Here is a 22,598-nt window from a genome sequence, read left to right as displayed (position 1 = left end):
AACCCCATGAAAATCCAGAAGCTCAAGCGCCCCGGTGTGCTGGCCGCCGTCGTTCTGCTGGCCGGGGCCGGCCTGACGGCCTGCGGAAGCTCCGGCACGACGACGGCGTCGTCCGACTGCACTCCGAAGCACCAGGGCGTCACCACCGTCGCCCCGGGCAAGCTGACCGTCGGCGTCATCGACATCCCGCCGTTCAGCAGCTACAACAGCGGCAAGCCGAACGGCATCGACATCTCCATCGTGGACAAGATCGCCAAGGACGAGTGCCTGACGCCGGTCTACCAGCAGGCCACGTACGCCGATGCCGTGCAGTCGATCTCCGGCGGCAGCATCGACCTGGCCGTCGGCACGATCGACGCCACCGAGAAGCGTCTCAAGGCCGTGGACTTCTCCGCCTCCACCTATCTGGACGGCATGGGCATCGCCACGAAGACCGGCGCCAAGACGGTGGCCGATCTGGAGAAGATGAACAAGGTCGGCACGATCGACGGGTACCTCTGGGTTGAGGACCTCAAGAAGATCCTGGGCGACAAGCTGGTCACGTACCCGTCCAGCGTGGAGCTGAAGGCCGACTTCGACGCCGGCCGACTGGACGCCGACGTGGACGCCTACGGTGTGCAGGTGCTGCAGTTCAAGGACGCCAAGGGCATCACGGTGTCCCTGGCCAACGACAAGCCCGACCCCCGCGTCGGCGCCATCACCCACTCGCCGGAGGCGGCGTTCCCGCTGACGAAGGGCAACACGAGCCTGAAGCAGGCGCTCAGCGACGGCATCGAGGCGCAGCGCAAAGACGGCACCATCACCAAGCTCCTCACGGGCGCAGGCCTCACCGAAGGCCTGGGCAAGGTGGCGGACACGCAGTACGTGGTCCCCGCCAGCTGATCCACCCCGGGTGCCGGGGCAGAAGCCCCGGCGCCACCCTTCAATATTGTGCAATGTCACATGGTAAATTAATCCTGTGAGGTGACTCACAGCGCGGCTGCCCCCGTGGCGCTGAGCCGCCTCCCTGAAAGGAACCGGAAATGACCGAAGTCCGTAAGCCGTGGCGCGGAGTCCACGTCGCCACCACCCTCCCGTTCAACGATGACCTGAGCGTGGACTACGACGCGTACGCCCGGAACATCGCGTTCCTCGCCGCCGGCGGCTGCGACGGCGTGGCGCCGAACGGCTCGCTGGGCGAGTACCAGACCCTCTCCGACGAGGAGCGGGCCCGCGTCATCACCACGGCCATCGAGGCCGCACCCGAAGGCTTCACCGTGATGGCCGGCGTCGGCGCGTACGGCGGCCTGCAGTCCCTGCGCTGGGCCCAGCAGGCGGCCGAGGCCGGCGCGCAGTCCGTCCTGGCCCTCCCGCCGAACACCTACCGGGCCAACGAGGACGAGGTGGTGGAGCACTACCGCCTGGTGGCCAAGGCCGGGCTGCCGATCGTGGCGTACAACAACCCGATCGACACCAAGGTGGACCTGACCCCGCGCCTGCTGGCCCGTCTCCACGGCGAGGGCCTGATCGTGGGCGTCAAGGAATTCAGCGGTGACGTCCGCCGCCCGTACGAGATCAAGGAACTCGCGCCGGAGCTGGACATCATCATGGGCGCCGATGACACCGTCCTGGAGCTCGGCCTCGCCGGCGCCGTGGGCTGGGTGTCCGGGTACCCGAACGCCATCCCGGAGATCTCCATGGAGCTCTACCGCCTGGCCATCTCGGACCAGGGCGACGACCTGGCCCGGGCACGCGACATCTACCGCGATCTGCACCCGCTGATGCGCTGGGACAGCAAGACCGAGTTCGTCCAGGCGATCAAGCTCTCCCAGGACATCGTGGGCCAGCGAGGCGGCGTGACCCGCCCGCCGCGCGGCCCCCTCTCCCCGGAAACGGTCGCCGCGATCACCCGGGACACGGAAGCCGTGCTCGCCAAGGGTTACAAATAAACTCAGGGCCCCGAGGTTTCAGGCGTCCGACGTCGCTTAGACACAGCCTGCGCCGCCCTTCGGTCGTGGGACGACCTTCAGGGCGGCTGCGGCTGCGATGCGCGACTTCCCGGACGCCTGAAACCTCGACGAAATCCACCCACCGACCCTAGGAGCAACGATGCGGACCAAGCGCGTCTTTCATGCCGTCGACTCACACACCGAGGGGATGCCCACCCGGGTGATCACGGGCGGCGTCGGGACCATCCCGGGCGCCACGATGGCGGAGAAGCGCCTCTGGTTCATGGAGAACAGTGACTGGATCCGCACGCTCCTCATGTACGAACCCCGGGGTCACGCCTCGATGAGCGGCGCGATCCTGCAGCCGTCCACCCGTCCTGATGCGGACTTCGGCGTCCTCTACATCGAGGTGTCGGGGCTGCTGCCCATGTGCGGTCACGGGACGATTGGCGTGGCGACGGTGCTCGTGGAGACGGGCATGGTCGAGGTGGTGGAACCCGTGACCACGGTGCGGCTGGACACCCCGGCCGGGCTGGTCATCGCGGAGGTGGCCGTGAAGGACGGGCACGCCGAGTCGGTGACGATCCGCAATGTGCCGTCCTTCGTGGACCGGCTCGACGCCACCGTCGACGTCCCGGGCTACGGCGCCGTGCCGTATGACCTGGCGTTCGGCGGCAACTTCTACGCCGTCGTGAAGCTGGAGGATCTGGGGCTGCCGTTCGAACGGGAGCGCAAGGACGATCTGCTCAAGGCCGGCCTCGCGATCATGGACGCCATCAACGCCACGGACGAGCCGGTGCACCCGGAACGCCCGGACATCCGCGCCTGCCACCACGTGTACCTTCAGGCCCCCGGGTCCACCGCGGAGCACTCCCGCCACGCCATGGCCATCCACCCCGGCTGGTTCGATCGCTCGCCCTGCGGCACCGGCACCAGCGCTCGGATGGCGCAGCTGCACGCCCGCGGCGAACTCGCCCTGAACACGGACTTCATCAACGAGTCCTACATCGGCTCCCAGTTCGTCGGGCGCCTGGTGGAGGAGACCGAGGTGGCCGGCCGTCCCGCAGTGGTCCCCACCGTGACGGGCCGTGCCTGGATCACCGGAACCGCGCAGTACTTCCTGGATCCGAGTGATCCCTTCCCGGCAGGCTTCCTGCTATGAGCGTGCCGTACTTCGACGCCGCGCAGGTCCGCGACCGCGCGCCCTGGCGTGCCGCGGTGGACGGCCTGGCCGCGGCCCTGCGGGACGGGGTGGATCCCGAACTGGACGGCCCTCGGATCTTCAGCCCGGCGCCGGGAGGCGAGTTCCTCCTCATGCCCGCCTCCGGAACCCGGTACAGCGGCGTCAAGGCGCTCACCGTGGCCCCGGGCAACCCGGCGCGGGGCCTGGAGAAGATCCAGGGCGTCTACGTCCTGTACAGCTCGGACACCCTGGCCCCCGTGGCGCTGATGGACGGGACCGAGCTGACGGCCATCCGGACACCCGCCGTCACTCTCCTGGCGGTCACCCGCATCCTGGCCGCCACTCCCGGGGGCGCCCCTGCGAGCCCTCGGGTGCTCGTGTTCGGCGCGGGCGTCCAGGCACTCAATCACCTCCGCGCGGCCCACGCCCTGATCCCGGGGGCCCGGCTGAGTGTCGTGGGCCGCAGCGCGGACCGCGTCCGCGCGCTCCAGGAGACCCTGGCCGCCGAGGGCGTCGGCGTGGAGCGGGCGTCCGCCGCCGACGTCGGCTCGGCCGACGTGATCATCTGCGCCACGACGTCGACGACGCCGCTCTTCGACGGCGCCGCCGTCGCCCCGGATGCCGTGGTGGCCGCCGTCGGGCAGCATGGTCTGGACGCCCGCGAAGTCGATGCGGCCCTCGTGCGCCGCAGCGACGTGGTGGTGGAAGGACGCGCGTCGGCGCTCCGTGAGGCCGGGGACCTGATCCCGGCCCGCAGTGCCGAGGAGTGGCTGGAGATCCGGCCGGCGAATCTGCGGGACCTGGTGGTGGACGGGATCGAACGCACCCCCGGAAAACCCTGTCTTTACGCGGGTGTGGGCATGGCCTGGGAGGACCTGATCACCGCCTCGATGGTGTATGAAGGGGGGACCATCCCATGAGCACCCCAGGAGTGACAGCCGTGAACCCCGTGTCTGATCTTCCCCTCGCACCGATCGTTCCGAAGCCGAGTCTGCGGGAGAGCGTGACCGAGTCCCTGCGCGCAGCCATCATCGCCGGCAGCCTGGAGGAGGGGACCCTGTACTCCGCGCCCGCGCTGGGGGCCGTGTTCGGGGTGTCCGCCACTCCGGTCCGCGAAGCCATGATGGACCTGGCCCGGGAGGGTCTCGTGGAGACCGTCAAGAACAAGGGCTTCAGGGTGCTCGGCGTGAGCGACGAGGAGCTGGACGAGATCACCGAGATCCGTCTCATGATCGAGGCGCCGACGGTCGGGAAGCTGCCCGGGCGGATCCCGGAGAGTGCGTTCCCGCGCCTGCGGAAGCTGGCCGCCGCCATCGTCAGCGCGGCCGAGGAGGGCGATCTGACGGCGTACCTGGTCAACGACCGCACCTTCCACAGCGAGCTGCTGAGCTTCTACGGCAACAGCCAGCTGGAGGACCTCGCCACCCGGCTGCGCATGCGGACCCGCATGTACGGGCTGCGGACCCTCAGTGACAACCACCAGCTGTCCAGTTCCGCCCAGGAGCACCACGAGCTCCTCGACCTCATCCAGGCCGGCGACGCGGACGGCGCGGAGGCGCTCATGCGGCGCCACCTCGGGCATACCCGCGGCCTCTGGGCCACGGGGCAGCAGGAATCCGGGCAGCACGAATCCAGCAGAAGCGACACCAGCCGGCCACCGGCACCCTAGATTCAAGGAGCACACATGAGCAGGGCCAGCGATGTCCTGGTGATCGGCGCGGGAGTGATCGGCGCCGCCACCGCCTACTTCGCGGCGAAGGCCGGACTGTCCGTGACGATCGTGGACCAGGGTCTTCCCGCCGGCGGGACGTCGTCGGCCTGTGAGGGCAACATCCTGGTCTCGGACAAGGAACTCGGCCCGGAACTGGAGCTGACCCGGTACTCCCTCTCGGTCTGGAAGGGCGAACTCGCCGAACACCGTCATCTCTGGGAGTTCGAGGCCAAGGGCGGCATCATCGTCGCCTCCCGGCCCAGCAGCCTGGAGTCGCTGCACCGGGTGATGAAGGTGCAGCGGAGTTTCGGCGTCGTGGTCGAAGAGCTGGACCCCGCCGCCCTGCGCCGCGCGGAACCGCACATCACCCCTGACGCCCTGGGCGGCGCCTACTACCCGGAGGACTCGCAGGTCCAGCCGATGCTGGTGGCCGCCCATCTGGTGCGGCTCGCCACGGAGTCCGGGGCCGTGTTCCACGCGGGCGTCACCGTCACCGGCATCCTGCGCGACGGCGACCGGGTCACCGGCGTCCGCACGTCGAAGGGCGAATTCGCCGCCGGGAACGTGGTCAACTGCACCGGCACCTGGGCGGGGGAGATCGCCGCGCTCGCGGGCGTGAACGTCCCCGTCATGCCGCGCCGTGGCTTCGTCATGGTCACCGAGCCGCTCCCGCCCATGGTCCATCACAAGGTCTACGCCGCCGAGTACATCGACAATGTCGGCAGCTCCGATGCCGGACTGCAGGCCTCCCCGGTGGTCGAGGGGACGCCCGGCGGCACCATCCTGATCGGCTCCACCCGCGAACGCGTCGGCTTCGACCGGACCGTCAGCACGGAAGCCCTGCGCCGCCTGGCGCAGAACGCCATGGGCCTGTTCCCGTTCCTGGCAGAGGTGCGGGCCATCCGGCACTATCACGGCTTCCGGCCCTACTGCCCGGACCACCTTCCGGTGATCGGGCACGACGACCGCGCCCCGGGTCTCTGGCACGCCGCCGGCCATGAGGGCGCCGGGATCGGCCTGTCCGTGGGGACCGGCAAGCTGCTGTCCCAGGCGCTCACCGGGCGGACCCCCGACCTCGACCTCACCCCCTTCGCCCCGGCGCGGTTCGGCGCCGACGCCCCGACCCCGTGGGAGGCCACCCGATGAGCACCCTGGATGATCCGGTCCGCTTCACCTTCGACGGCCGGGACCTCACCGCCGGCCCTGGCCAGACCGTCGGCGCCGCCCTCGTCACCAACGGCGTGACCGCCTGGCGCGGGACCCGGAAGGAGGGCCGTCCGCGCGGCCTGTTCTGTGGGATCGGCGTCTGCTTCGACTGCCTCGTGACCGTGGACGGCGTGAGCAACCAGCGGGCGTGCCTGGTGGAGCTGCGTGACGGCATGGAGGTCCGGGGCACGCTCGCCGCGGACGCCGAGGAATCCCCGGAGGAGGCCCGATGAGCGGCCTCACCGCGGATGTGGCTGTGGTCGGCGCGGGCCCGGCCGGCCTGGCCGCCGCCGTCGCCGCAGCGGAAGCGGGCGCCGTGGTCGCCGTCGTCGACGCCGGGAACCAGCCGGGCGGGCAGTTCTGGCGCCACCGCCCCGAAGTGCGCGACGCGGATCCGGACGGGCGCGGCCATCATGACTGGGACGTGTTCCTGGACCTGCGCCGCCGCTTCCGCGCCGGGATCGCCGCGGGGCGGGTGCACCACCTGCCCGGTTTGCAGGTCTGGATGGCGTCGAAGAACCACGACGCCGGTTTCACCCTGCGTACCACCCGCACCGTGGTGGACGGCGAGGGAGCCGGTCCGACCGTGCATGCCGCGCGCCTGGTGCTCTGCCCGGGCGGCTATGACCGGCAGCTTCCCGTGCTCGGCTGGGAGCTGCCCGGTGTCATGGCGGCCGGTGGCATCCAGGCGTTCGTCAAGGCCAACGGGGTGCTCCCGGGCAAGCGGTTCGTCGTGGCCGGGACGGGGCCGTTCCTGCTGCCTGTGGCCGCGAACATCGCAGAGGCCGGGGGAGAGGTGCTCGCCGTGCTCGAATCCTCGTCCCTGTCGAATTGGCTCCCGCACTGGAAAGCCGCGGCGTCCGTGCCCGGCAAGGCGCTGGAAGGCGCCGAGTATGCGGGCGTGTTCGCCCGGCACCGCATCCCGTACAAGACCCGCAGCATCGTCACCGCGGTCGAGGGTGAGGACCGCGTGCGGGCGGTGAGCTGGGCGAAGGCCGACGCCGACGGCCGTGCCGTCCCGGGCACCGGCGGTCGCTGGGAGGACGTGGACGTGGTCGGCTTCGGCTGGGGCTTCACTCCGCAGATGGAACTGCCGCTGGCCCTGGGAGCCGCGACCCGTCTGGACGCCGATGGTTCCCTCGTGGCGGTGGTGGATGAGCGGCAGGAGTCCTCCGTGCCGGGCCTGTTCCTGGCCGGAGAGGTGACCGGCGTCGGGGGCGCGGTGCTCGCCGTGCTCGAAGGCCGGGCCGCCGGGACCGCCGCGGCCGACCCGTCCGCCGTCGTCCTGCCCGCGAAGGAAGCCGTCCGTCGCGACCGGCACCGTCGCTTCGCCCAGGCCATGCACCGGGCGCATCCGGTGCCGCAGGCCTGGCAGGACTGGCTCACGCCGGAGACCCTGGTGTGCCGCTGCGAGGAGGTTCCGGTGTCCGCGGTGGCCGAGGCGCGGGACGCGCTCGGCGCCGAGGACTCCCGCAGTCTCAAGTCCTTCGCCCGGGTGGGGATGGGCTGGTGCCAGGGGAGGGTGTGCGGTTTCGCGGCCTCCTGCCTGGGCGCCGGACCCGGCGAGCCCGCCACCCGGTCATCGCTCGCCTCGGCGGCGAAACGGCCCCTGGCCGTTCCGGTGCCGATCTCCGAACTCGCCGCGCTCGACGCCCCCACCGACTGAACGTCCCCACCGAAAGGACTCCCCATGAGCGTCTCCCACGCCCCGATCACGACCACCGACGCCACCACCGAGGATGAACTCGAGCGTCTCCTGGCCGGTGTCCACGCCGCCGCGGCGCCGCTGGCCGCCCTCCGGCCCGCCGACCGTGCTCGCCTGCTGGAGGCCGTGGCCGACGGACTCGACGCGGCCGCCGGGGAGCTGATCCCCGTGGCCCAGGCCGAGACCCGGCTCGCCGAGGCCCGCCTGACCGGCGAGCTGAAGCGCACCACCTTCCAGCTGCGGCTCTTCGCCCAGGAACTGCGCGACGGCGGCTACCTGGACGCGCGGATCGACCACGCCGATCCGGAATGGCCCATGGGCGCGCCCCGCCCCGATCTGCGCCGGGTGAAGCAGGCCCTGGGCCCGGTGCTGGTGTTCGCCGCCAGCAACTTCCCCTTCGCGTTCTCCGTGGCCGGGGGCGACACCGCGTCCGCGCTCGCCGCCGGTTGCCCGGTGCTGGTCAAGGCGCACTCCGGCCACCCGGAGCTGTCCCGGCTGACGGCCAACGTCGTGGCGTCCTCGCTCGCGTCCGCGGGCGCTCCGGAGGGGGTGTTCGGACTGCTGTTCGGCACGGAAGCGGGCGCCACGGCGCTGAAGGACCTCCGGATCTCGGCCGGAGCATTCACCGGATCCATCCCGGGCGGCCGCGCGCTGTTCGACATCGCCTCCTCCCGGCCCACGCCCATCCCGTTCTACGGGGAGCTGGGCAGCAACAACCCGGTGTTCGTCACGGAGGCCGCCGCCGCGGAGCGCGGTGAGGGCATCGTGGAGGGATTCATCGGCTCGTTCACCCTGGGCAGCGGACAGTTCTGCACCAAACCGGGGACACTGTTCGTTCCGACGGGTTCGGGTCTGGTGGATCAGCTCCGGGCCGCCGTCCTGCCGGGGGCCGCGCCCCTGCTCAACGACCGGATCCAGTCCGGGTACACGGAGGTGCTCCAGGGGCTGGAGGGCCATCCGAAGCTGAGCATCCTCGTGCAGGGGCCGGATCCGCTGGCCGATCCGCCGTCACCCACGCTGCTGCTGACCACGGCGGAGGACATGCTGGCCGATCCGCACGCGCTGCAGGCCGAGTGCTTCGGGCCGACCGCCGTCGTCGTGACCTACACGGACGAGGCGCAGCTGGTGGCGCTCGCGGAGAGCTTCGAAGGGCAGCTGACCGCGACGATTCAGGGCACGGAGTCCTGCGAGGTGGCGGATCTGGTGGAGGTGCTGGCGCGCAAGGCCGGCCGGGTGCTGTGGAACGGCTGGTCGACCGGAGTGTCGGTGACCTATGCGCAGCAGCACGGCGGACCGTACCCGGCCACGACGGCGTCCTCGAGCACGTCCGTGGGCACGGCGGCGATCGAGCGCTTCCTGCGGCCGGTGGCCTACCAGGGCTTCCCGCAGCACCTGCTGCCGGAGGCGCTGCGGGATGCGAACCCGCTGGACGTGCCGCAGCTGATCGACGGACGGCGGGCGCAGGGCTGAACGCCGTCCCCGCGCCGCGACCCGGCAGAACGGCCGGCACCCGGGAGGGTGCCGGCCGTCGGCGTTCCCGAGCTGGAGTCCAGGCTGGCGAGTGAAGGGGGCCGGGCGAGCGCGATGACGCAAGGTCCAGAAAACCAGCGTTGACCAGCGAAAATGGTCAATTTAGCCCGTAGCTGTAGGACATTTGACATTGCGTGCCAAAGTGCCGGATGATGACACCGGCCCCGAAGGAATTTCGGAGCCAACCCCGGTAGATGAGGCCGTTTGGTCTGACGGGTATCCCGGCTCAGCGCGTATCACTGGTCCGGGATACCTCCGGGGTTGAGGTGTGCAACAGACCGCTCATCAAGGGCCTGAGTGGATTCTGGTGGTTGCCCCAGTCTGGGATGGCCGAAGGCTCCAGCCTTGTCTGCTTCGCTCATCTGCACGTCACGACGAAGTGACCAAGCCTTCGGAGCCAGAGGCTCTTATCGCCTGCGTTGGCGACCTGTTGACGCACCTCATCACATCGATCAGGCCTGGCCTGATGGTCAAGAAAGCAGGGAAAGTGAAACTGAAGAAGGCAATGCTGGCTGTGGCCGCGGGTGCATGCGCGGTGACCGGGTCACTGATGGTGGCCGCTCCTGCGGCCAATGCAACGAACCAGGTGGCCTGCTCCGGCGGCTCGTTCTACGAGATTTGGGGACACGATCCGCAGCATCTGTGCTTCGCGAACCAGGGGCAGATGGACACGTACCAGAACAAAACAACCTCCCTCTCGACCGGGAACAACCGGGGCCAGGTCTTCTACTACAACTTTTCCGACGGGTTGCAGTATTGGTCCACTCTTCGGCCGCACAACTACAGGTCCTATTTCGAGCCGCCCTACGTCAACACTTGGGCAGTGAGGCTTAAGCCGTAAGGACTCTCGGGGTGTTGGACGCGTTTTTGGCGCCCAACGCCCCACATAGTTGTGACGGATCGAGTCGAAGTGAAGTGAAGATGAAGAAGAAGCAGATCGTCACCGTGGTGTTCGCACTGAGCGGGCTCCTCACCAGCGTCGCCGCGTGTGGGGCGCAGCAGCCCTCACCTCCTACCAGTGGGGGTCACATGAGTTCTCCTGGTGCCGCGACGGGCTGGGCGGCGAAAGTTTCGGGGGACCCCTATGCGGTCTATAAGTCGGCGGATCTTTTGGCGATCAGTTCTGCGTTCAATGAGCTCAGGTACAAATGCCTAGGGGAAAACGGCTACCCACAATTCCTGCAGGTTTTGCCGGCGCAGAAAGCAAACTCCTTTCGGAATATGGAGGAGACCCCGGACTTCGCTGCGACTTTCGCCTCCTACGGTGAGCTGCCATGGTTTGCCTCTGAACAAGATGCGCGAGCGAAGGGTTATGGCTTACCCGCGCAGGCCCTCGCCCCAACGGTCATGACCATGGATCCGGCCATCGGCCCTGTCATGAACGACTGCACGAAGAAGTCCTTGGCCGCGGTGGGGGACCGGGACGGGACCATCCAGAATTACACCGAACTTGGCAACACGCTAGCTGGCTCTATGGGGTCTATCACGGACAAGGCAAAGGGGGACCTTACCAATCAGGTGCTGGCGTGCATGAACAAGGGGAAATATCCGGTCGATCCGAACGGGGCCAACAAGAACAACGACTGGAACGTGGATTTCCTGGTGCCGCTGGGAGTGCAGCCTCCACAGCTGAACCGGGACGATTCCGGAATGAACGGCAACGCTGTGATCATCACGCCGGCGATTCCGGCGAAACCGTACGTGCCGACGAAGGAAGAGAGCGAGTCGGCAGCGGCCATGTACCACTGTTCGGTCGAAACCGGCGCCCACGATGAGTGGCTGAACGACATCCACCAAGCCGAGGCGACGGCGATCTCGCAGAACGAAGCCGCGTTGGATGAGCTGAACCCGAAGATCGCCGCGCTGGCCAAGTCAGCATCAGCCGCCCTGCAGGGCCATGGGAAGTAGGCCGGTAGAACCTGCACAGCGCCGACGCAAGGCATGGACGGTGGCAGCGGTACTGGCCGGATTGGTGATCGTCGGCATCGTTCTGACGACCGTGGTTTTCCCGGCCCTGCGAACGCCAGAGCAGGTGGCGGCTGACGCGGCCCCACCGCCGCCCAAGCCGATTTCAGCCCGCATTGCGGATCAGACGTTGACCTCGAAAGTCGTGTTGCGCGCCCTGGTCTTGCCGGGGGCGACGGTCGACGTGAAAGCCACGGACATGCTGAGCGCGGCCGGGATGGTGGTCACGAGCCTACCCAGCCCATCGCCGGCCACCGTGACGACCGGAACAGTCGTGGCTGAGGCTGACGGAGAGCCGCTGATCGCGTTCAACTGGCCATTCCCCGCCTACCGGGATCTTCACGTCGGCGACACGGGGCCGGATGTGAGAGAACTGCAGAAGAGCTTGGGCGAACTGGGCTATTCGAGCGGGTCAACGGGAACGTTTGATACCGCGACCTTGTCGGGAGCTTCGCGGTTGTATGCCGACCTGGGGTATGCGCTGCCGAAAACCTCCGAGCAGACTCCTGCGCCCTCCAAGACGGCTCAGTCACCCGCCCAAGGGGCGGCCGTGTCGAATACGTCGGGTGGCGCTGCCGGTGGATTCTATGTGCCTGCCCGGGATATCGTCACCATTCCCCGTGCGAACAGTGCCGTGACGTCCGAGCCCCTGAAAGTCGGCCAGAAGATCGACGCGGGCACGGTACTGCTGCGCCTGGACGGTCAGAGTCCCAGCGTGGCGGCGATAGCCACTGCTGACCGGGCTGCCAGGATCAAAAACGACATGACCGGTGTCCTGTACCAAGAAGACGGGACACAGTACGCGGTGACCGTGACCAAGGTCGGCGCCGCCGTCGGCGACCTCGCCGGGCTCGGCACAGGAATCCGCATCGATCTGTCGTTCGCCTCGGGCAGCAGAGCGCAACCGACCGACGCCGGCCGCGGCTCGCTGAAACTTGAACTCACCCTCGCCACCCCCACCCGCGGACTCACGCTACCGATCACCGCCATCTACTCGGATCAGCAGGGCGGAACCTACGTCATTCCGCTCAAGCACCCAGATCAGAAGATCCCGGTGCGGATCCGCGCGAACGTCGAAGGCACAGTCCAGCTCGAAGAGGGCTCAGGTCTCAAGGCAGGCGACGACGTCGTCCTGGGATCATCGGACGGAGGCATCAACTGAGCGCGCTTCTGGAACTCCGCGACATCTCCAAGACGTATCCGGGCCGCTTACCGGTCACGGCTCTTCACCCCGCGGATCTCACGATCCAGGAGGGAGAGTCGGTGGCGATCGTCGGCCCCTCCGGCTCGGGAAAGTCCACCTTGCTGAACCTCTTGGGACTGCTCGACGTCCCCACCACCGGCACATACTCCCTGGCCGGCGTGGACATCTCTTCGTGCACGGAAACGGAGCGGTGCTCGATCCGCGGCCAGAAGTTCGGATTCGTCTTTCAAGCTTTCCACCTGCTGCCTCAGCGTTCCGTGGTGGAGAACGTGGAGCTCGCAATGATGTACTCGGGGATCCCTGCCCGGGACCGCAGAACCCGCGCCGAAGAGTCCCTGGCGCGGCTTGGACTCGGACACCGGGTGCACGCGGATCCACGAGACCTTTCAGGCGGCGAACGCCAGCGAACTGCCATCGCCAGGGCCCTCTGCCTCGAGCCGGAGGTGCTCTTCTGCGATGAGCCGACCGGCAACCTCGACTCGAAGAACAGCCGTGCCGTCATCGAGACCCTCTTCGAGCTCAACGACCTGGGACAGACCCTCGTCATGGTCACCCACGACACGGCACTGGCAGCCCAGCTCAGTCGAGTCGTCCATGTCGAGGACGGACACCTTGCCCCGGCTGGGAGCCCGTCCTGATGTTCCGACGGCCTCCACCAAGAACCGCTGGGCTCGGACTGAAGCCGAGCCGGCTTGGTCCCATCGATATCCTGCGTGAGTCCTACCGATCCGTCTTCCGGGATCTTGCCCGGTCCCTTCTCGCGGCCCTGGGAACGCTGCTGGGATGCGCCGCCTTCGTCGCCACCCTGGGACTGACGGGTACTGCGAGCCATCAGGTCTCCAGTCAGTTCGATGCCCGCCGGGCAACAGAGGTGTCCGTCACTGCTGCGCCTCTCGCGGACCCCTCCGATGCCGAGGCCGTTCTCGCCCGGTGGTACACGTCCGCGTCAGTCGCCCGGGCCGATACGATCTCGGGAGTGCTGAACGGCGGAAGGATCTCGGTCGCCAGCGCTGTGTCGTACCGCCGGCTGTTCCTTCCCGAGAGCGACCCCGTCCCGGTTGACGCCTACGGTGTCGACGACGGTGCACTGGCCGCCATCGCTCCGAAAGTGATCGCAGGGAGGACTTTCGACAACGGCCACGTAAAACGAGCCGACAGCGTCGTGATGCTCTCCAAGCCGGTCGCCGATCGCCTCGGCATCGCCGCGCCGGGCCCGGCAATTTTCGTCGGTGATACAGGTCTGACCGTCATCGGCATCTACGCAGACGTCAATCGCGAACCAGGCGCTCAAGGAGCCCTTCTGTTGCCCATCACCTTCCTGGAACGATCGGAAGCGTTCCGCGGTGCACAGATCGCCCGGAAGATCCTGCTGGAAACCGCGCCTGGGGCTGCCACCCAAGTCGGCGACCAGGCCGCCCTCGCCGTCGCCCCCACCAATCCGGACACCGTCACGGTCGTCGCCCCGCCCGACCCTCAGACGCTCCGCCAAGCGGTCGAAGGCAGCATCACCCTCCTGAGCCTGGTCGTGAGCGTCGTCATCCTCCTGATCGGAGCCATCTCGATCGCGAGCACCACAGCCGTGGGAGTCGTCCTCAGAACCCCGGAAATCGGCCTGAGGAGAGCGCTCGGGGCACGCAGGGTCGACATCTTCTGGCAACTCGTCGGGGAATCCGCCGGCATCGGCCTGCTGGGCGGGGCCGCTGGCGCCGTCGCCGGAACAGTCGTCACCATCGTCGTCTCGCTCGCCAACCACTGGGTGCCCATCATCGACCCGACAGCGCCCCTTTTGGCGGTGGTCGCGGGCATCGTCGCAGGCATTCTTGCTGGGATTCATCCGGGTATCCGGGCGACGCAGATCAGCCCTGCGCGTGCTCTCACGCGGTGAGGGGCGAACGGATCCGCGGCGCCGACGGTTCGTATGACGGGCGAGTTCCCGGCAACTCCCACCCCCGGGAAATAAGTTCGATCTACGACTAGCTCGATGAGCGAGATATACGTTAGCCTAGCTTCATGAGTTCCGGTCGGCCCCGGGCAGGCCGGAACGCCAGAGATTCCTGATTTCCGGGGAATGTCTGCTGGAGAGCAGGATCTGAGAAGTCGGGGGATGGGCATGGACAATCGCCGGATGGTGCTCGCGCGAGCTGCGGAGAACGCGGCCAAGGCGAGCCCTGCGCTCGCGGACGCCGAGGTTCGCCTCGACCAGCATGATGACGGCTGGGTGCTGAACGCCGTGTACACGATGGCCTGGTCCGCCGACCCGGTCGCCGCCATGGCGCTCGTCGAGCAGCGGCTCATCCCGGACCTGGAGGAGGTGCTGGGCGTCCCGTTCGTTCAGCGCCACGTCCGGTTCGCCGTCGCGAGCGGTTCCGCCCTGGAACCACGCGGACGGTCCGCTTCGCTGGTCTCTCTCTGACCGGGGCCGCAGCCCCGGTCGAATCCATCACCCAACGAAAGGACGAGCATCATGAGTTTCACGGACAAGGTCAAGAACGCCGCCGATCAGGCGGTCGGCAAGGCCAAGGAGGTCATCGGCGACGCGACGGACAATCACAAGCTGGAAGCTGAAGGCAAGCTTCAGCAGGCCAAGGGTGATGTGAAGCAGGCCGGCGAGGACGTCAAGGACGCCTTCAAGGGCAAGTGACCAAAGGTAGATGACCAAAGGTAAATGACCTTGTGCCGTCGGGGCCGGCGTCGACCCACGCCATCGTGAGTGTGCCGGCCCCGAGGCCTCCCTGCCCCGGGGCTGCGATCCCGGGCGAACCGCGCAAGCAAAGTGAAGTGGAAAAGGCTGATCTTTCGATGGCACTCGAACTGATCGACAAGCACTGGAACGACGACGGCGACGGCCACGACGCGGGCGAAACCGTCCGGCTCCTCCGCGAGTTCACCGTGGCCGCCGAACATGCCCGCGAGAGCATGCGCCGCGAACTCGGAGTGAACGCCACGGACCTCGCCGCCCTCGAATATCTGCTGATCGAAAGCGACACGTGGGGCGTCACCGCGAGCGTTCTCGGCAGGCACCTGGGGCTGTCCTCGGCGTCGACCACCATCCTGGTGTCCCGCCTGGAACGGGCCGACCACCTGCGGCGGGAACCGGCGCCCCAGGACCGCCGCGCGAATCTGCTCTTCCCCACGGAGCGAGCGCGATCACTGCTCCGCTCGATCGTCGAGCACCAGACCGAGGCGCTCGCCGCCGTCGTGCGTTCCTTCGATCAGGAGGACCTGGAAGTGGTGGAGGAGTTCCTCGGGGCGAGCATCGCGGCCCTCCGGAATCCGCTGCCTCCGCGCGGCTGAACTGCGCCCGCGCGCCCGCGGCCTTCCCGGCCTCACGCCCCCGCCGGGTCCAGCCTCCGGGCCGTCTCCTCCAGGGCGTCGCGCACGGCGGTGATGGCCGGATGGCCCACGCTGGCGAGCCGGGCCGAGGTGAAGACGGTGCGCAGGGGCGCGCTGGGCAGATCGACCAGGCGCACGGAGGACTTGCTCCGCCCCACCCAGATCAGATCCGGCAGCAGGGCCACGGCATGCCCGGATTCCACCAGGCTGATGTGTGCCTGGAGGTCGGCGGTTTCATACCGCACATCCGGCTCGAAGCCCGCCAAGCGGCAGGCCTGCTCGGCCCAGTGCCGGGTGGCGGCGCCCCGCGGCTCCATGACCCAGGGCAGCTCCGCGGCGTCGGTGAGCTGCTGCAGAGTGTTCTCCGGCGGCACCGCCAGGCGGATGGCGTCCTCCACCAATGGCTTGCGGTCCAGGCCGGGCAGGTGCGGCGCGGCGTGATGCGGGTACTGCTCCGCCACCACCAGGTCGAAGCCGTGCGCCCAGGTCTCATGCAGCGCCGTCTCCGGTTCGTACTGCACCATCTCGATCCGGAGCGCCGGATGCTGCTCGGCCACGGCCTTGAGGGTCGCCGGGAGGAGGGCGAGCATCGCGCTCTGGAAGACGGCCATCCGCACGGTGCCCCGGATCTCGTCCTGGCTCGCGGCGACGGCGGCCTCGGCCCGTTCGAAGGCGTCCAGCAGTTCGCCCGTGTGCTCGGCCAGCAGCTGCGCCTGCGGGGTCAGCAGGACGCCGCGGCCGGACTTCCGCATCAGCTCCACGCCCACCTCCTTCTCCAGGAGGGCGAGCTGCTGGGACACCGAGGACGGGCTGTACGCGAGGGCTTCGGCGACCCCGGCCAGGGTGCCGCGGATGCTCAGTTCGCGGAGCAATCGGAGCCTGCGGATCTCCAGCATCGGGGCCTCATTTCGGGGATGCGGACGGCGCCCCGGGAGGGCCGCCTCAATAGTTCATAAAAGCTGATCCATATCCTACAGAAAACATCACTTTTCCTAATTTTCCTTGAGGCGCATACTGATGATCAGATCGATCAGGCAGCCCGGTTCGCCGACGAACCACGGCGCGCCGATCACCCCCTTTCCCGCCTCCGGTGACGCAACCCGGAACCGGCGGACAACACTGAATTGCAAGGAGCGCCATGACCACCCCTGCTCGTGTCGAACTGCCGTCCGTCAGGCCACAGGACCTGGCCACGGAGGCCATCGCCCTGGTGCGCCGCTGGCTCGAGGAAGGGTCCCGGATCCCCGTGGACGCCTCCGCCGCACAGCTGGCCGGCGTGCTCAAGGATCCCAACGGCCTGGCGTTCACCGTCGGCTTCGTGGACGGTGTGGTCCGCCCCGAGGATCTGAGCGTCGCGGCCCGCAACCTCAAGGCCCTCGCGCCCAAGGTGCCGGCCTTCCTGCCCTGGTACATGAAGTCCGCCGTCGCTCTGGGCGGCTCGCTCGCCCCGGTGCTGCCCGGCGTCGTCATCCCCGTGGCCCGCCGCGTCCTGCGCGAGATGGTCGGCCATCTGATCGTGGACGCCACGGATGCCAAGCTCGGCGCTTCGATCGAGAAGATCAAGAAGCCCGGCATCCACCTCAACGTCAACCTCCTGGGCGAGGCGATCCTCGGCCAGAACGAGGCCTCCCGCCGCCTGGAGGGCACCCGGAAGCTCCTGGCGCGTCCCGACGTCGACTACGTCTCCATCAAGGTCTCCTCCACGGTCGCCCCGCACAACCACTGGGCGTTCGACGAGGCCGTCGAGCACATCATCGAGAAGCTCGCCCCGCTCTACCGCCTGGCTGCCTCCTCCAGCCCCCGCAAGTTCATCAACCTGGACATGGAGGAGTACAAGGACCTGGAGCTGACCATCGCGGTCTTCACCCAGCTCCTCGACCGCCCCGAGTTCAAGGACCTGGAAGCCGGCATCGTGCTCCAGGCCTACCTCCCGGACGCCCTGAGCGCCATGATCCGCCTCCAGGAGTGGTCCGCCGCGCGCACCGCGCAGGGCGGCGCCCCCATTAAGGTCCGCGTCGTGAAGGGCGCCAACCTCCCCATGGAGCAGGTCGACGCCGATCTGCACGGCTGGCCCCTGGCCACCTGGGGCACCAAGCAGGACTCGGACACCTCCTACAAGGCCGTCCTCGACTACGCGCTGACCCCGGAGCGCATCGCCAACGTCCGCATCGGCGTCGCCGGCCACAACCTGTTCGATGTGGCCCTGGCCCACCTGCTCGCCGAGGCGCGCGGCGTGAAGCAGGGCCTCGAGTTCGAGATGCTGCTCGGCATGGCCACCGGCCAGGCCGAGGCCGTGAAGCGCACCGTCGGCTCCCTCCTGCTCTACACCCCCGTGGTGCACCCGGGTGAGTTCGATGTCGCCATCGCCTACCTGATCCGCCGCCTCGAAGAGGGCGCGAGCCAGGAGAACTTCATGTCCGCCGTCTTCGAGCTGGACAAGAACGAAGGCCTCTTCGAGCGCGAGAAGAACCGCTTCCTCGCCTCCCTGGACGCCCTGACGGGCACCGTCCCCGGCCCGAACCGCGTGCAGGACCGCTTGGCCTTCGACGCCGAAGCCCTCATGCAGGAGGAACTCTCCCGCGCCGCCCTCGCCACCGGTGAAGCCGGCTTCGGCGGGCCGACCGCGGGCTTCGAGAACACCCCGGACACCGACCCGGACCTCCCGGCCAACCGCACCTGGGGCCGGGCCATCCTGGAGCGCGTGCCCGGCACCGCTCTCGGCCTGGCGACCGCCGACTCGCACGTGCTGAACACGGCGGAAGAGCTCGACGCCGTCATCGCCACCGCCGTCGCCCGCGGCACCGAGTGGGGCTCCCTCACCGGCGCCCGGCGCGCCGAGGTGCTGCACCGCGCCGGTGTGCGCCTGGAGGCCCGCCGCGCCGAACTGCTCGAGGTCATGGCCTCCGAGTGCGGCAAGACCCTGGATCAGGGTGACCCCGAGGTGTCCGAGGCCATCGACTTCGCGCATTACTACGCCGAACTCGCCAAGGAACTCGACCACGTGGACGGCGCCACCTTCGTGCCCTCCAAGCTGACGGTCGTCACCCCGCCGTGGAACTTCCCGGTCGCCATCCCGGCCGGTTCCACGCTCGCGTCGCTGGCCGCCGGCTCCGCCGTCGTCATCAAGCCCGCCAAGCAGGCCCGCCGCTCCGGCGCGGTCATGGTCGAGGCCATCTGGGAGGCCTTCGACGAAGCCGGGATCGACCGCAGCGTGCTCCAGTACGTCCAGCTCGCCGACCGTGAGCTCGGCACGCAACTGGTCTCCCACCCGGCCGTGGACCGACTGATCCTCACCGGCGGCTACGAGACCGCCGAGCTGTTCCGCAGCTTCCGCAAGGATCTGCCGCTGCTGGCCGAGACCAGTGGCAAGAACGCCATCATCGTCACCCCGTCCGCCGACCTGGACCTCGCCGCCAAGGACGTCGTCCAGTCCGCCTTCGGTCACGCGGGCCAGAAGTGCTCCGCCGCCTCCCTGGTGGTCCTGGTGGGTTCCGTCGCCACCTCCCGCCGCTTCAACCAGCAGCTCGAGGACGCCGCCCGCTCTCTCAAGGTCGGCTACCCGGTGGACCCGCAGACTCAGATGGGCCCGGTCATCGAACCCGCCCAGGGCAAGCTCCTGCGCGGCCTGACCACCCTCGGCGAGGGTGAACAGTGGGTGCTCAAGCCCCAGAAGCTCGATGACTCCGGCAAGCTGTGGAGCCCGGGTGTCCGCACCGGCGTCAAGCGCGGCAGCGAATACCACAAGACCGAATACTTCGGCCCGATCCTCGGCGTCATGACCGCCGCCACCCTGGAGGAGGCCGTGGCGATCGTCAACGAGATCGACTACGGTCTGACCTCCGGTCTGCACTCCCTGGACCCGGCCGAGCTGGACTACTGGCTGCAGAACATCCAGGCCGGCAACCTGTACGTGAACCGCGGCATCACCGGTGCGATCGTGCGCCGTCAGCCGTTCGGCGGCTGGAAGAAGTCCGCAGTCGGCGCGGGCACCAAGGCCGGCGGCCCCAACTACCTGGTGGGCCTGGGTTCCTGGAAGGACGCCGAGGTGTCCGCCGCAGGCGCGCCGACCGCGGCAGCCCGTGGTCTCCTCGCCGCCGCCCGCTCCGCCGAGCTGGGCGCCGAGGATCTTGCCTGGCTCGAAGGGGCACTGGCCTCCGACGCCGTCGCCTGGGGTTCCGAATTCGGCGCCGCTCGTGACGCCTCCGGCCTGACCGCCGAGCGCAACGTGTTCCGCTACCACGCCGTTCCGGCCACGATCCGCTTCGAGGCCGACGCTTCGGGCCGGGGTCTGGCGGAGCTGCTCCGCGTCGCCGCGGCCGCTGCAACCGCCTGGAGCGGACGCACTCCGGAGGGCACCGTGGTGAGCACCGCGGAGAAGCTGCCGGCCGCCGTCGTGCAGGCGCTGAGCGCTGCCGGCATGCCGGCCATCGTGGAGGACGACGCCGCGTGGGCAGCCCGCGTCGGACGTCTCGCCGCGAAGAACGGCCCGGAGTCCTCGGCCCGGATCCGCCTGATCGGCGCCCCGGTGCTGCCGACCGCCGAGGCGGCCGACGGCAAGCCGGACGTGGCGATCTACGCGAACGACGTCGTCGCCGCAGGCCGCGTGGAGCTGCTCACCTTCCTGAAGGAGCAGGCCGTCTCCATCACCGCGCACCGCTTCGGCACGCCGAACCACCTCTCGGATGCGCTGATCTAGCAGCGTCTCCCTCACGGCCGCGAGCCGCCAGTAGATGCCCTTATCCGTGCTGGATTCGGGCATCTACTGGCGGCTCGCGTCGGCGGCGGGGGCTACTTCTTCGGCAGGCCCGGCGGGTTCAGTTCGGAGGCCGGGATTCCCTCCTCCTTCAGGCCCCAGCGGTCCAGGATCTTGCCGTAGGTGCCGTCCTTGATGAGGTCGTTCAGGGCGGCCTGCGCCGCCTTGGCGAAGCCGTTGCCCTTCTTGGTCCCGACGGCGATGTTCGCCTTCAGCGGCCAGCCGCCGTCGAGCAGCCCCACCAGTTTCGTCTGACCGTTCTTGGCCGCTTTGTAGGCGGCGGTCGCGTTGGGACCGAGGGTGAGGTCCGCGCGCCCCGACTGGAGGGCCAGCGAGGAGGCCGAGTCGTCGTCGTAGTACTGGAACTGGACGGGCGCCAGGCCGTTCTTCTTGTTCTCCGCGTCCCAGGCCAGGAGGATCGACTCCTGGTTGGTGCCGGAGCCCACGATGATCTTCTTGCCCGCCACATCGGCCGGTTTCTCGATCGAGCTGATGGGGCTGTCGCTCTTGGCGTAGAAGCCGAGCTTGTCGCTGCGGTAGCTGGCGAAGTCGAACTTCTCCTTGCGCTCCTCGGTCACGGTGACGTTGGAGATGACGGCCTCATACTTGCCGGACGCGACGCCGAGCGGCCAGTTCTCCCACGTGGTGGGGATGACGTCCGCCTTGAGGCCGAGCTTCTCCGCCAGGGCGAAGGCGATGTCCACCTCATTGCCCACCGGGGTCTTGTCGTCGTTGGCGTAGACGGCCAGCGGTGCCGCGAACGGACTCACCGCGACGGTCAGCTTCCCGTCCGCCTTCACGGCTTCCGGCACCAGGGCGGCGACCGTGGCATCGGCGGTGACGGGGAACCGGTCCTGCTGCGGCGTCAGGTTGAAGACCTTGCCGGCGACGGTGGCGGACGGAGCGGGCGACGCGTCGTTCCCGGCGGCGTTCGCGCCGGGGTCCGAGCAGGCGCTGAGCCCCACCGAAACGCTGGCCAGGAGGGCGACGGCGGCCGCAGCGGTTGATCTTGCAGAGCTCATGATGACCTTTCGAAAGTAGAGCTGGTGCAGCAACTTTCACGGTCACCCGGGCGCCCGGTCAAAGCCGTTCGACACGGTGCGAGACGTGCGGAAACACGGGGAATCACGGCGTCATCGAGCGTCGCGGAGCGGGTCACACGGCGTGCGGAAAAGTCATCCTGGAAGTCCTTTTCCGGCGCCGCCCGCCGCCTGGTTCTCCCGGGCCAGGAACGCGGAGAGTTCCCCGATGGTGCTCATGAGCGGTGCCGGGAAGACCACGGTGGTGTTCTTGTCCACGCCGATCTCCACCAGGCTTTGCAGATTGCGGAGCTGCAGGGCCAGGGGGTGGGCCATCATGGTGTCCGAGGCGTCGCCCAGGGCGGCGGCCGAGATGGCCTCTCCTTCGGCCGCGATGATCTTGGCCCGCTTCTCCCGCTCCGCCTCGGCCTGGCGGGCCATGGCGCGTTTCATGGCGTCCGGAAGCTGGATGTCCTTCAGTTCCACCAGGGTCACTTCCACGCCCCAATCGGCGGTGAGGACATCCAGGATCTGGCGGATGTCGTCATTGATCCTCTCGGTTTCGGACAGGGTCTGGTCAAGGGTGTGCCGTCCCACGACGCGTCGCAGCGTGGTCTGGGCGATCTGGTTGATGGCGGCCGCGACGTTCTCGATCGCCACCACGGATTTCACCGCATCCACCACGCGGTAGTAGGCGACCGCGGAGACATCCACACTGACGTTGTCCTGGGTGATGATGCCCTGGGACTGGATCGGCATGGTCACGATCCGCAGGCTCACCAGGGGCAGGTGATCCACCACGGGGATGATGAGCCGGAAGCCGGGCATCCGCACGCCGACCACCCGGCCGAGCCGGAACAGGACACCTTGTTCGTACTGTCTGACGATGCGGATGGACGCTTTCGCCAGGATGATCAGCAGCACGATGACGACGCCCAGGATGATGAGAGCAATGGGGTCCACGGGGATCCCCTCCTTAGCTTGCGAAGCCGTCCGGAAGCGCTTCTGCCCCGGAGGAGCTCCTCCTTCCATTGTCCCTCCGATACCGGTGAAAGGCTCCG

21 protein-coding genes are annotated in these 22,598 nt (G+C 68.5%); 18 read left to right on the top strand and 3 right to left on the bottom strand.

Going from position 1 to position 22,598, the window contains the following annotated elements:
• The first annotated feature begins 6 nt into the window (after positions 1 to 6).
• The 17 genes from AB4Y75_RS12155 (at position 7) to AB4Y75_RS12075 (ending at position 15,726) form a co-directional block, all read left to right on the top strand.
• Entirely contained in the window at positions 7 to 882 is an 876-nt protein-coding gene (locus tag AB4Y75_RS12155; RefSeq protein WP_441436143.1) for a substrate-binding periplasmic protein, read from the top strand.
• Positions 883 to 1,022: 140 nt separating this feature from the next.
• Entirely contained in the window at positions 1,023 to 1,928 is a 906-nt protein-coding gene (locus AB4Y75_RS12150) for a dihydrodipicolinate synthase family protein (RefSeq protein ID WP_441436142.1), read from the top strand.
• A 160-nt stretch (positions 1,929 to 2,088) separates the two neighbouring features.
• Entirely contained in the window at positions 2,089 to 3,090 is a 1,002-nt protein-coding gene (locus tag AB4Y75_RS12145; protein ID WP_441436141.1) for a proline racemase family protein, read from the top strand.
• Positions 3,087 to 4,031, top strand: coding sequence for an ornithine cyclodeaminase family protein (locus AB4Y75_RS12140; RefSeq protein ID WP_441436140.1), 945 nt, complete (start codon positions 3,087 to 3,089; stop codon positions 4,029 to 4,031). The genes AB4Y75_RS12145 and AB4Y75_RS12140 overlap by 4 nt, the downstream gene beginning before the upstream one ends.
• On the top strand, positions 4,028 to 4,780 hold the full coding sequence (locus tag AB4Y75_RS12135) for a GntR family transcriptional regulator (protein WP_441436139.1): 753 nt from the start codon (positions 4,028 to 4,030) through the stop codon (positions 4,778 to 4,780). The genes AB4Y75_RS12140 and AB4Y75_RS12135 overlap by 4 nt, the downstream gene beginning before the upstream one ends.
• A gap of 15 nt (positions 4,781 to 4,795) precedes the next feature.
• Positions 4,796 to 5,968: an NAD(P)/FAD-dependent oxidoreductase gene (locus tag AB4Y75_RS12130; RefSeq protein WP_441436138.1), complete on the top strand. Its 1,173-nt coding sequence runs from the start codon at positions 4,796 to 4,798 to the stop codon at positions 5,966 to 5,968.
• Positions 5,965 to 6,261 (top strand): (2Fe-2S)-binding protein, encoded by a 297-nt coding sequence (locus AB4Y75_RS12125; RefSeq protein ID WP_441436137.1) that lies wholly within the window; start codon positions 5,965 to 5,967, stop codon positions 6,259 to 6,261. Before AB4Y75_RS12130 ends, AB4Y75_RS12125 begins: the two co-directional genes overlap by 4 nt.
• Positions 6,258 to 7,694 (top strand): FAD-dependent oxidoreductase, encoded by a 1,437-nt coding sequence (locus AB4Y75_RS12120; protein ID WP_441436136.1) that lies wholly within the window; start codon positions 6,258 to 6,260, stop codon positions 7,692 to 7,694. The genes AB4Y75_RS12125 and AB4Y75_RS12120 overlap by 4 nt, the downstream gene beginning before the upstream one ends.
• 24 nt (positions 7,695 to 7,718) lie before the next feature.
• Positions 7,719 to 9,203, top strand: a complete 1,485-nt coding sequence (locus AB4Y75_RS12115; protein WP_441436135.1) for an aldehyde dehydrogenase (NADP(+)) — start codon at positions 7,719 to 7,721, stop codon at positions 9,201 to 9,203.
• 526 nt (positions 9,204 to 9,729) lie between these two features.
• Entirely contained in the window at positions 9,730 to 10,104 is a 375-nt protein-coding gene (locus AB4Y75_RS12110; protein ID WP_441436134.1) for a hypothetical protein, read from the top strand.
• A gap of 80 nt (positions 10,105 to 10,184) precedes the next feature.
• Positions 10,185 to 11,171 carry a hypothetical protein gene (locus AB4Y75_RS12105; protein ID WP_441436133.1) on the top strand — a complete coding sequence of 329 codons (987 nt, stop codon included), beginning with the start codon at positions 10,185 to 10,187 and terminating at the stop codon, positions 11,169 to 11,171.
• Positions 11,172 to 11,211: 40 nt separating this feature from the next.
• A complete protein-coding gene (locus AB4Y75_RS12100; RefSeq protein WP_441436132.1) occupies positions 11,212 to 12,390 on the top strand; it encodes a hypothetical protein in 1,179 nt (392 codons plus the stop codon).
• Complete coding sequence (locus AB4Y75_RS12095) at positions 12,366 to 13,070, top strand: ABC transporter ATP-binding protein (protein WP_441436167.1); 705 nt, start codon at positions 12,366 to 12,368, stop codon at positions 13,068 to 13,070. Before AB4Y75_RS12100 ends, AB4Y75_RS12095 begins: the two co-directional genes overlap by 25 nt.
• The gene (locus AB4Y75_RS12090) at positions 13,070 to 14,317 is read left to right on the top strand and encodes an ABC transporter permease (protein ID WP_441436131.1); all 1,248 of its coding nucleotides are present in this window, start codon (positions 13,070 to 13,072) and stop codon (positions 14,315 to 14,317) included. Before AB4Y75_RS12095 ends, AB4Y75_RS12090 begins: the two co-directional genes overlap by 1 nt.
• A gap of 240 nt (positions 14,318 to 14,557) precedes the next feature.
• Positions 14,558 to 14,845, top strand: coding sequence for a hypothetical protein (locus AB4Y75_RS12085; RefSeq protein WP_441436130.1), 288 nt, complete (start codon positions 14,558 to 14,560; stop codon positions 14,843 to 14,845).
• A 51-nt stretch (positions 14,846 to 14,896) separates the two neighbouring features.
• Positions 14,897 to 15,073: a CsbD family protein gene (locus AB4Y75_RS12080; protein ID WP_441436129.1), complete on the top strand. Its 177-nt coding sequence runs from the start codon at positions 14,897 to 14,899 to the stop codon at positions 15,071 to 15,073.
• Between the two features lie 158 nt (positions 15,074 to 15,231).
• On the top strand, positions 15,232 to 15,726 hold the full coding sequence (locus AB4Y75_RS12075) for a MarR family winged helix-turn-helix transcriptional regulator (RefSeq protein WP_441436128.1): 495 nt from the start codon (positions 15,232 to 15,234) through the stop codon (positions 15,724 to 15,726).
• Positions 15,727 to 15,758: 32 nt separating this feature from the next.
• On the opposite strand, the gene AB4Y75_RS12070 is transcribed toward AB4Y75_RS12075, so the two are convergent.
• On the bottom strand, positions 15,759 to 16,661 hold the full coding sequence (locus tag AB4Y75_RS12070) for a LysR family transcriptional regulator (protein WP_441436127.1): 903 nt from the start codon (positions 16,659 to 16,661) through the stop codon (positions 15,759 to 15,761).
• A 242-nt stretch (positions 16,662 to 16,903) separates the two neighbouring features.
• Here AB4Y75_RS12070 and AB4Y75_RS12065 point away from each other — a divergent pair, with 242 nt between their 5' ends.
• Complete coding sequence (locus AB4Y75_RS12065) at positions 16,904 to 20,461, top strand: proline dehydrogenase family protein (RefSeq protein ID WP_441436126.1); 3,558 nt, start codon at positions 16,904 to 16,906, stop codon at positions 20,459 to 20,461.
• Positions 20,462 to 20,553: 92 nt separating this feature from the next.
• Here the strand turns inward: AB4Y75_RS12065 and AB4Y75_RS12060 are convergent, their stop codons facing one another.
• Positions 20,554 to 21,540, bottom strand: a complete 987-nt coding sequence (locus tag AB4Y75_RS12060) for an ABC transporter substrate-binding protein (RefSeq protein ID WP_441436125.1) — start codon at positions 21,538 to 21,540, stop codon at positions 20,554 to 20,556.
• A gap of 153 nt (positions 21,541 to 21,693) precedes the next feature.
• A complete protein-coding gene (locus AB4Y75_RS12055; protein ID WP_441436124.1) occupies positions 21,694 to 22,500 on the bottom strand; it encodes a slipin family protein in 807 nt (268 codons plus the stop codon).
• Between the last annotated feature and the right edge of the window lie 98 nt (positions 22,501 to 22,598).

The organism is Arthrobacter sp. RAF14, assembly GCF_052114185.1.
Lineage (GTDB): Bacteria > Actinomycetota > Actinomycetes > Actinomycetales > Micrococcaceae > Arthrobacter_E.
This window is presented reverse-complemented; position numbering and strand designations above follow the sequence as displayed.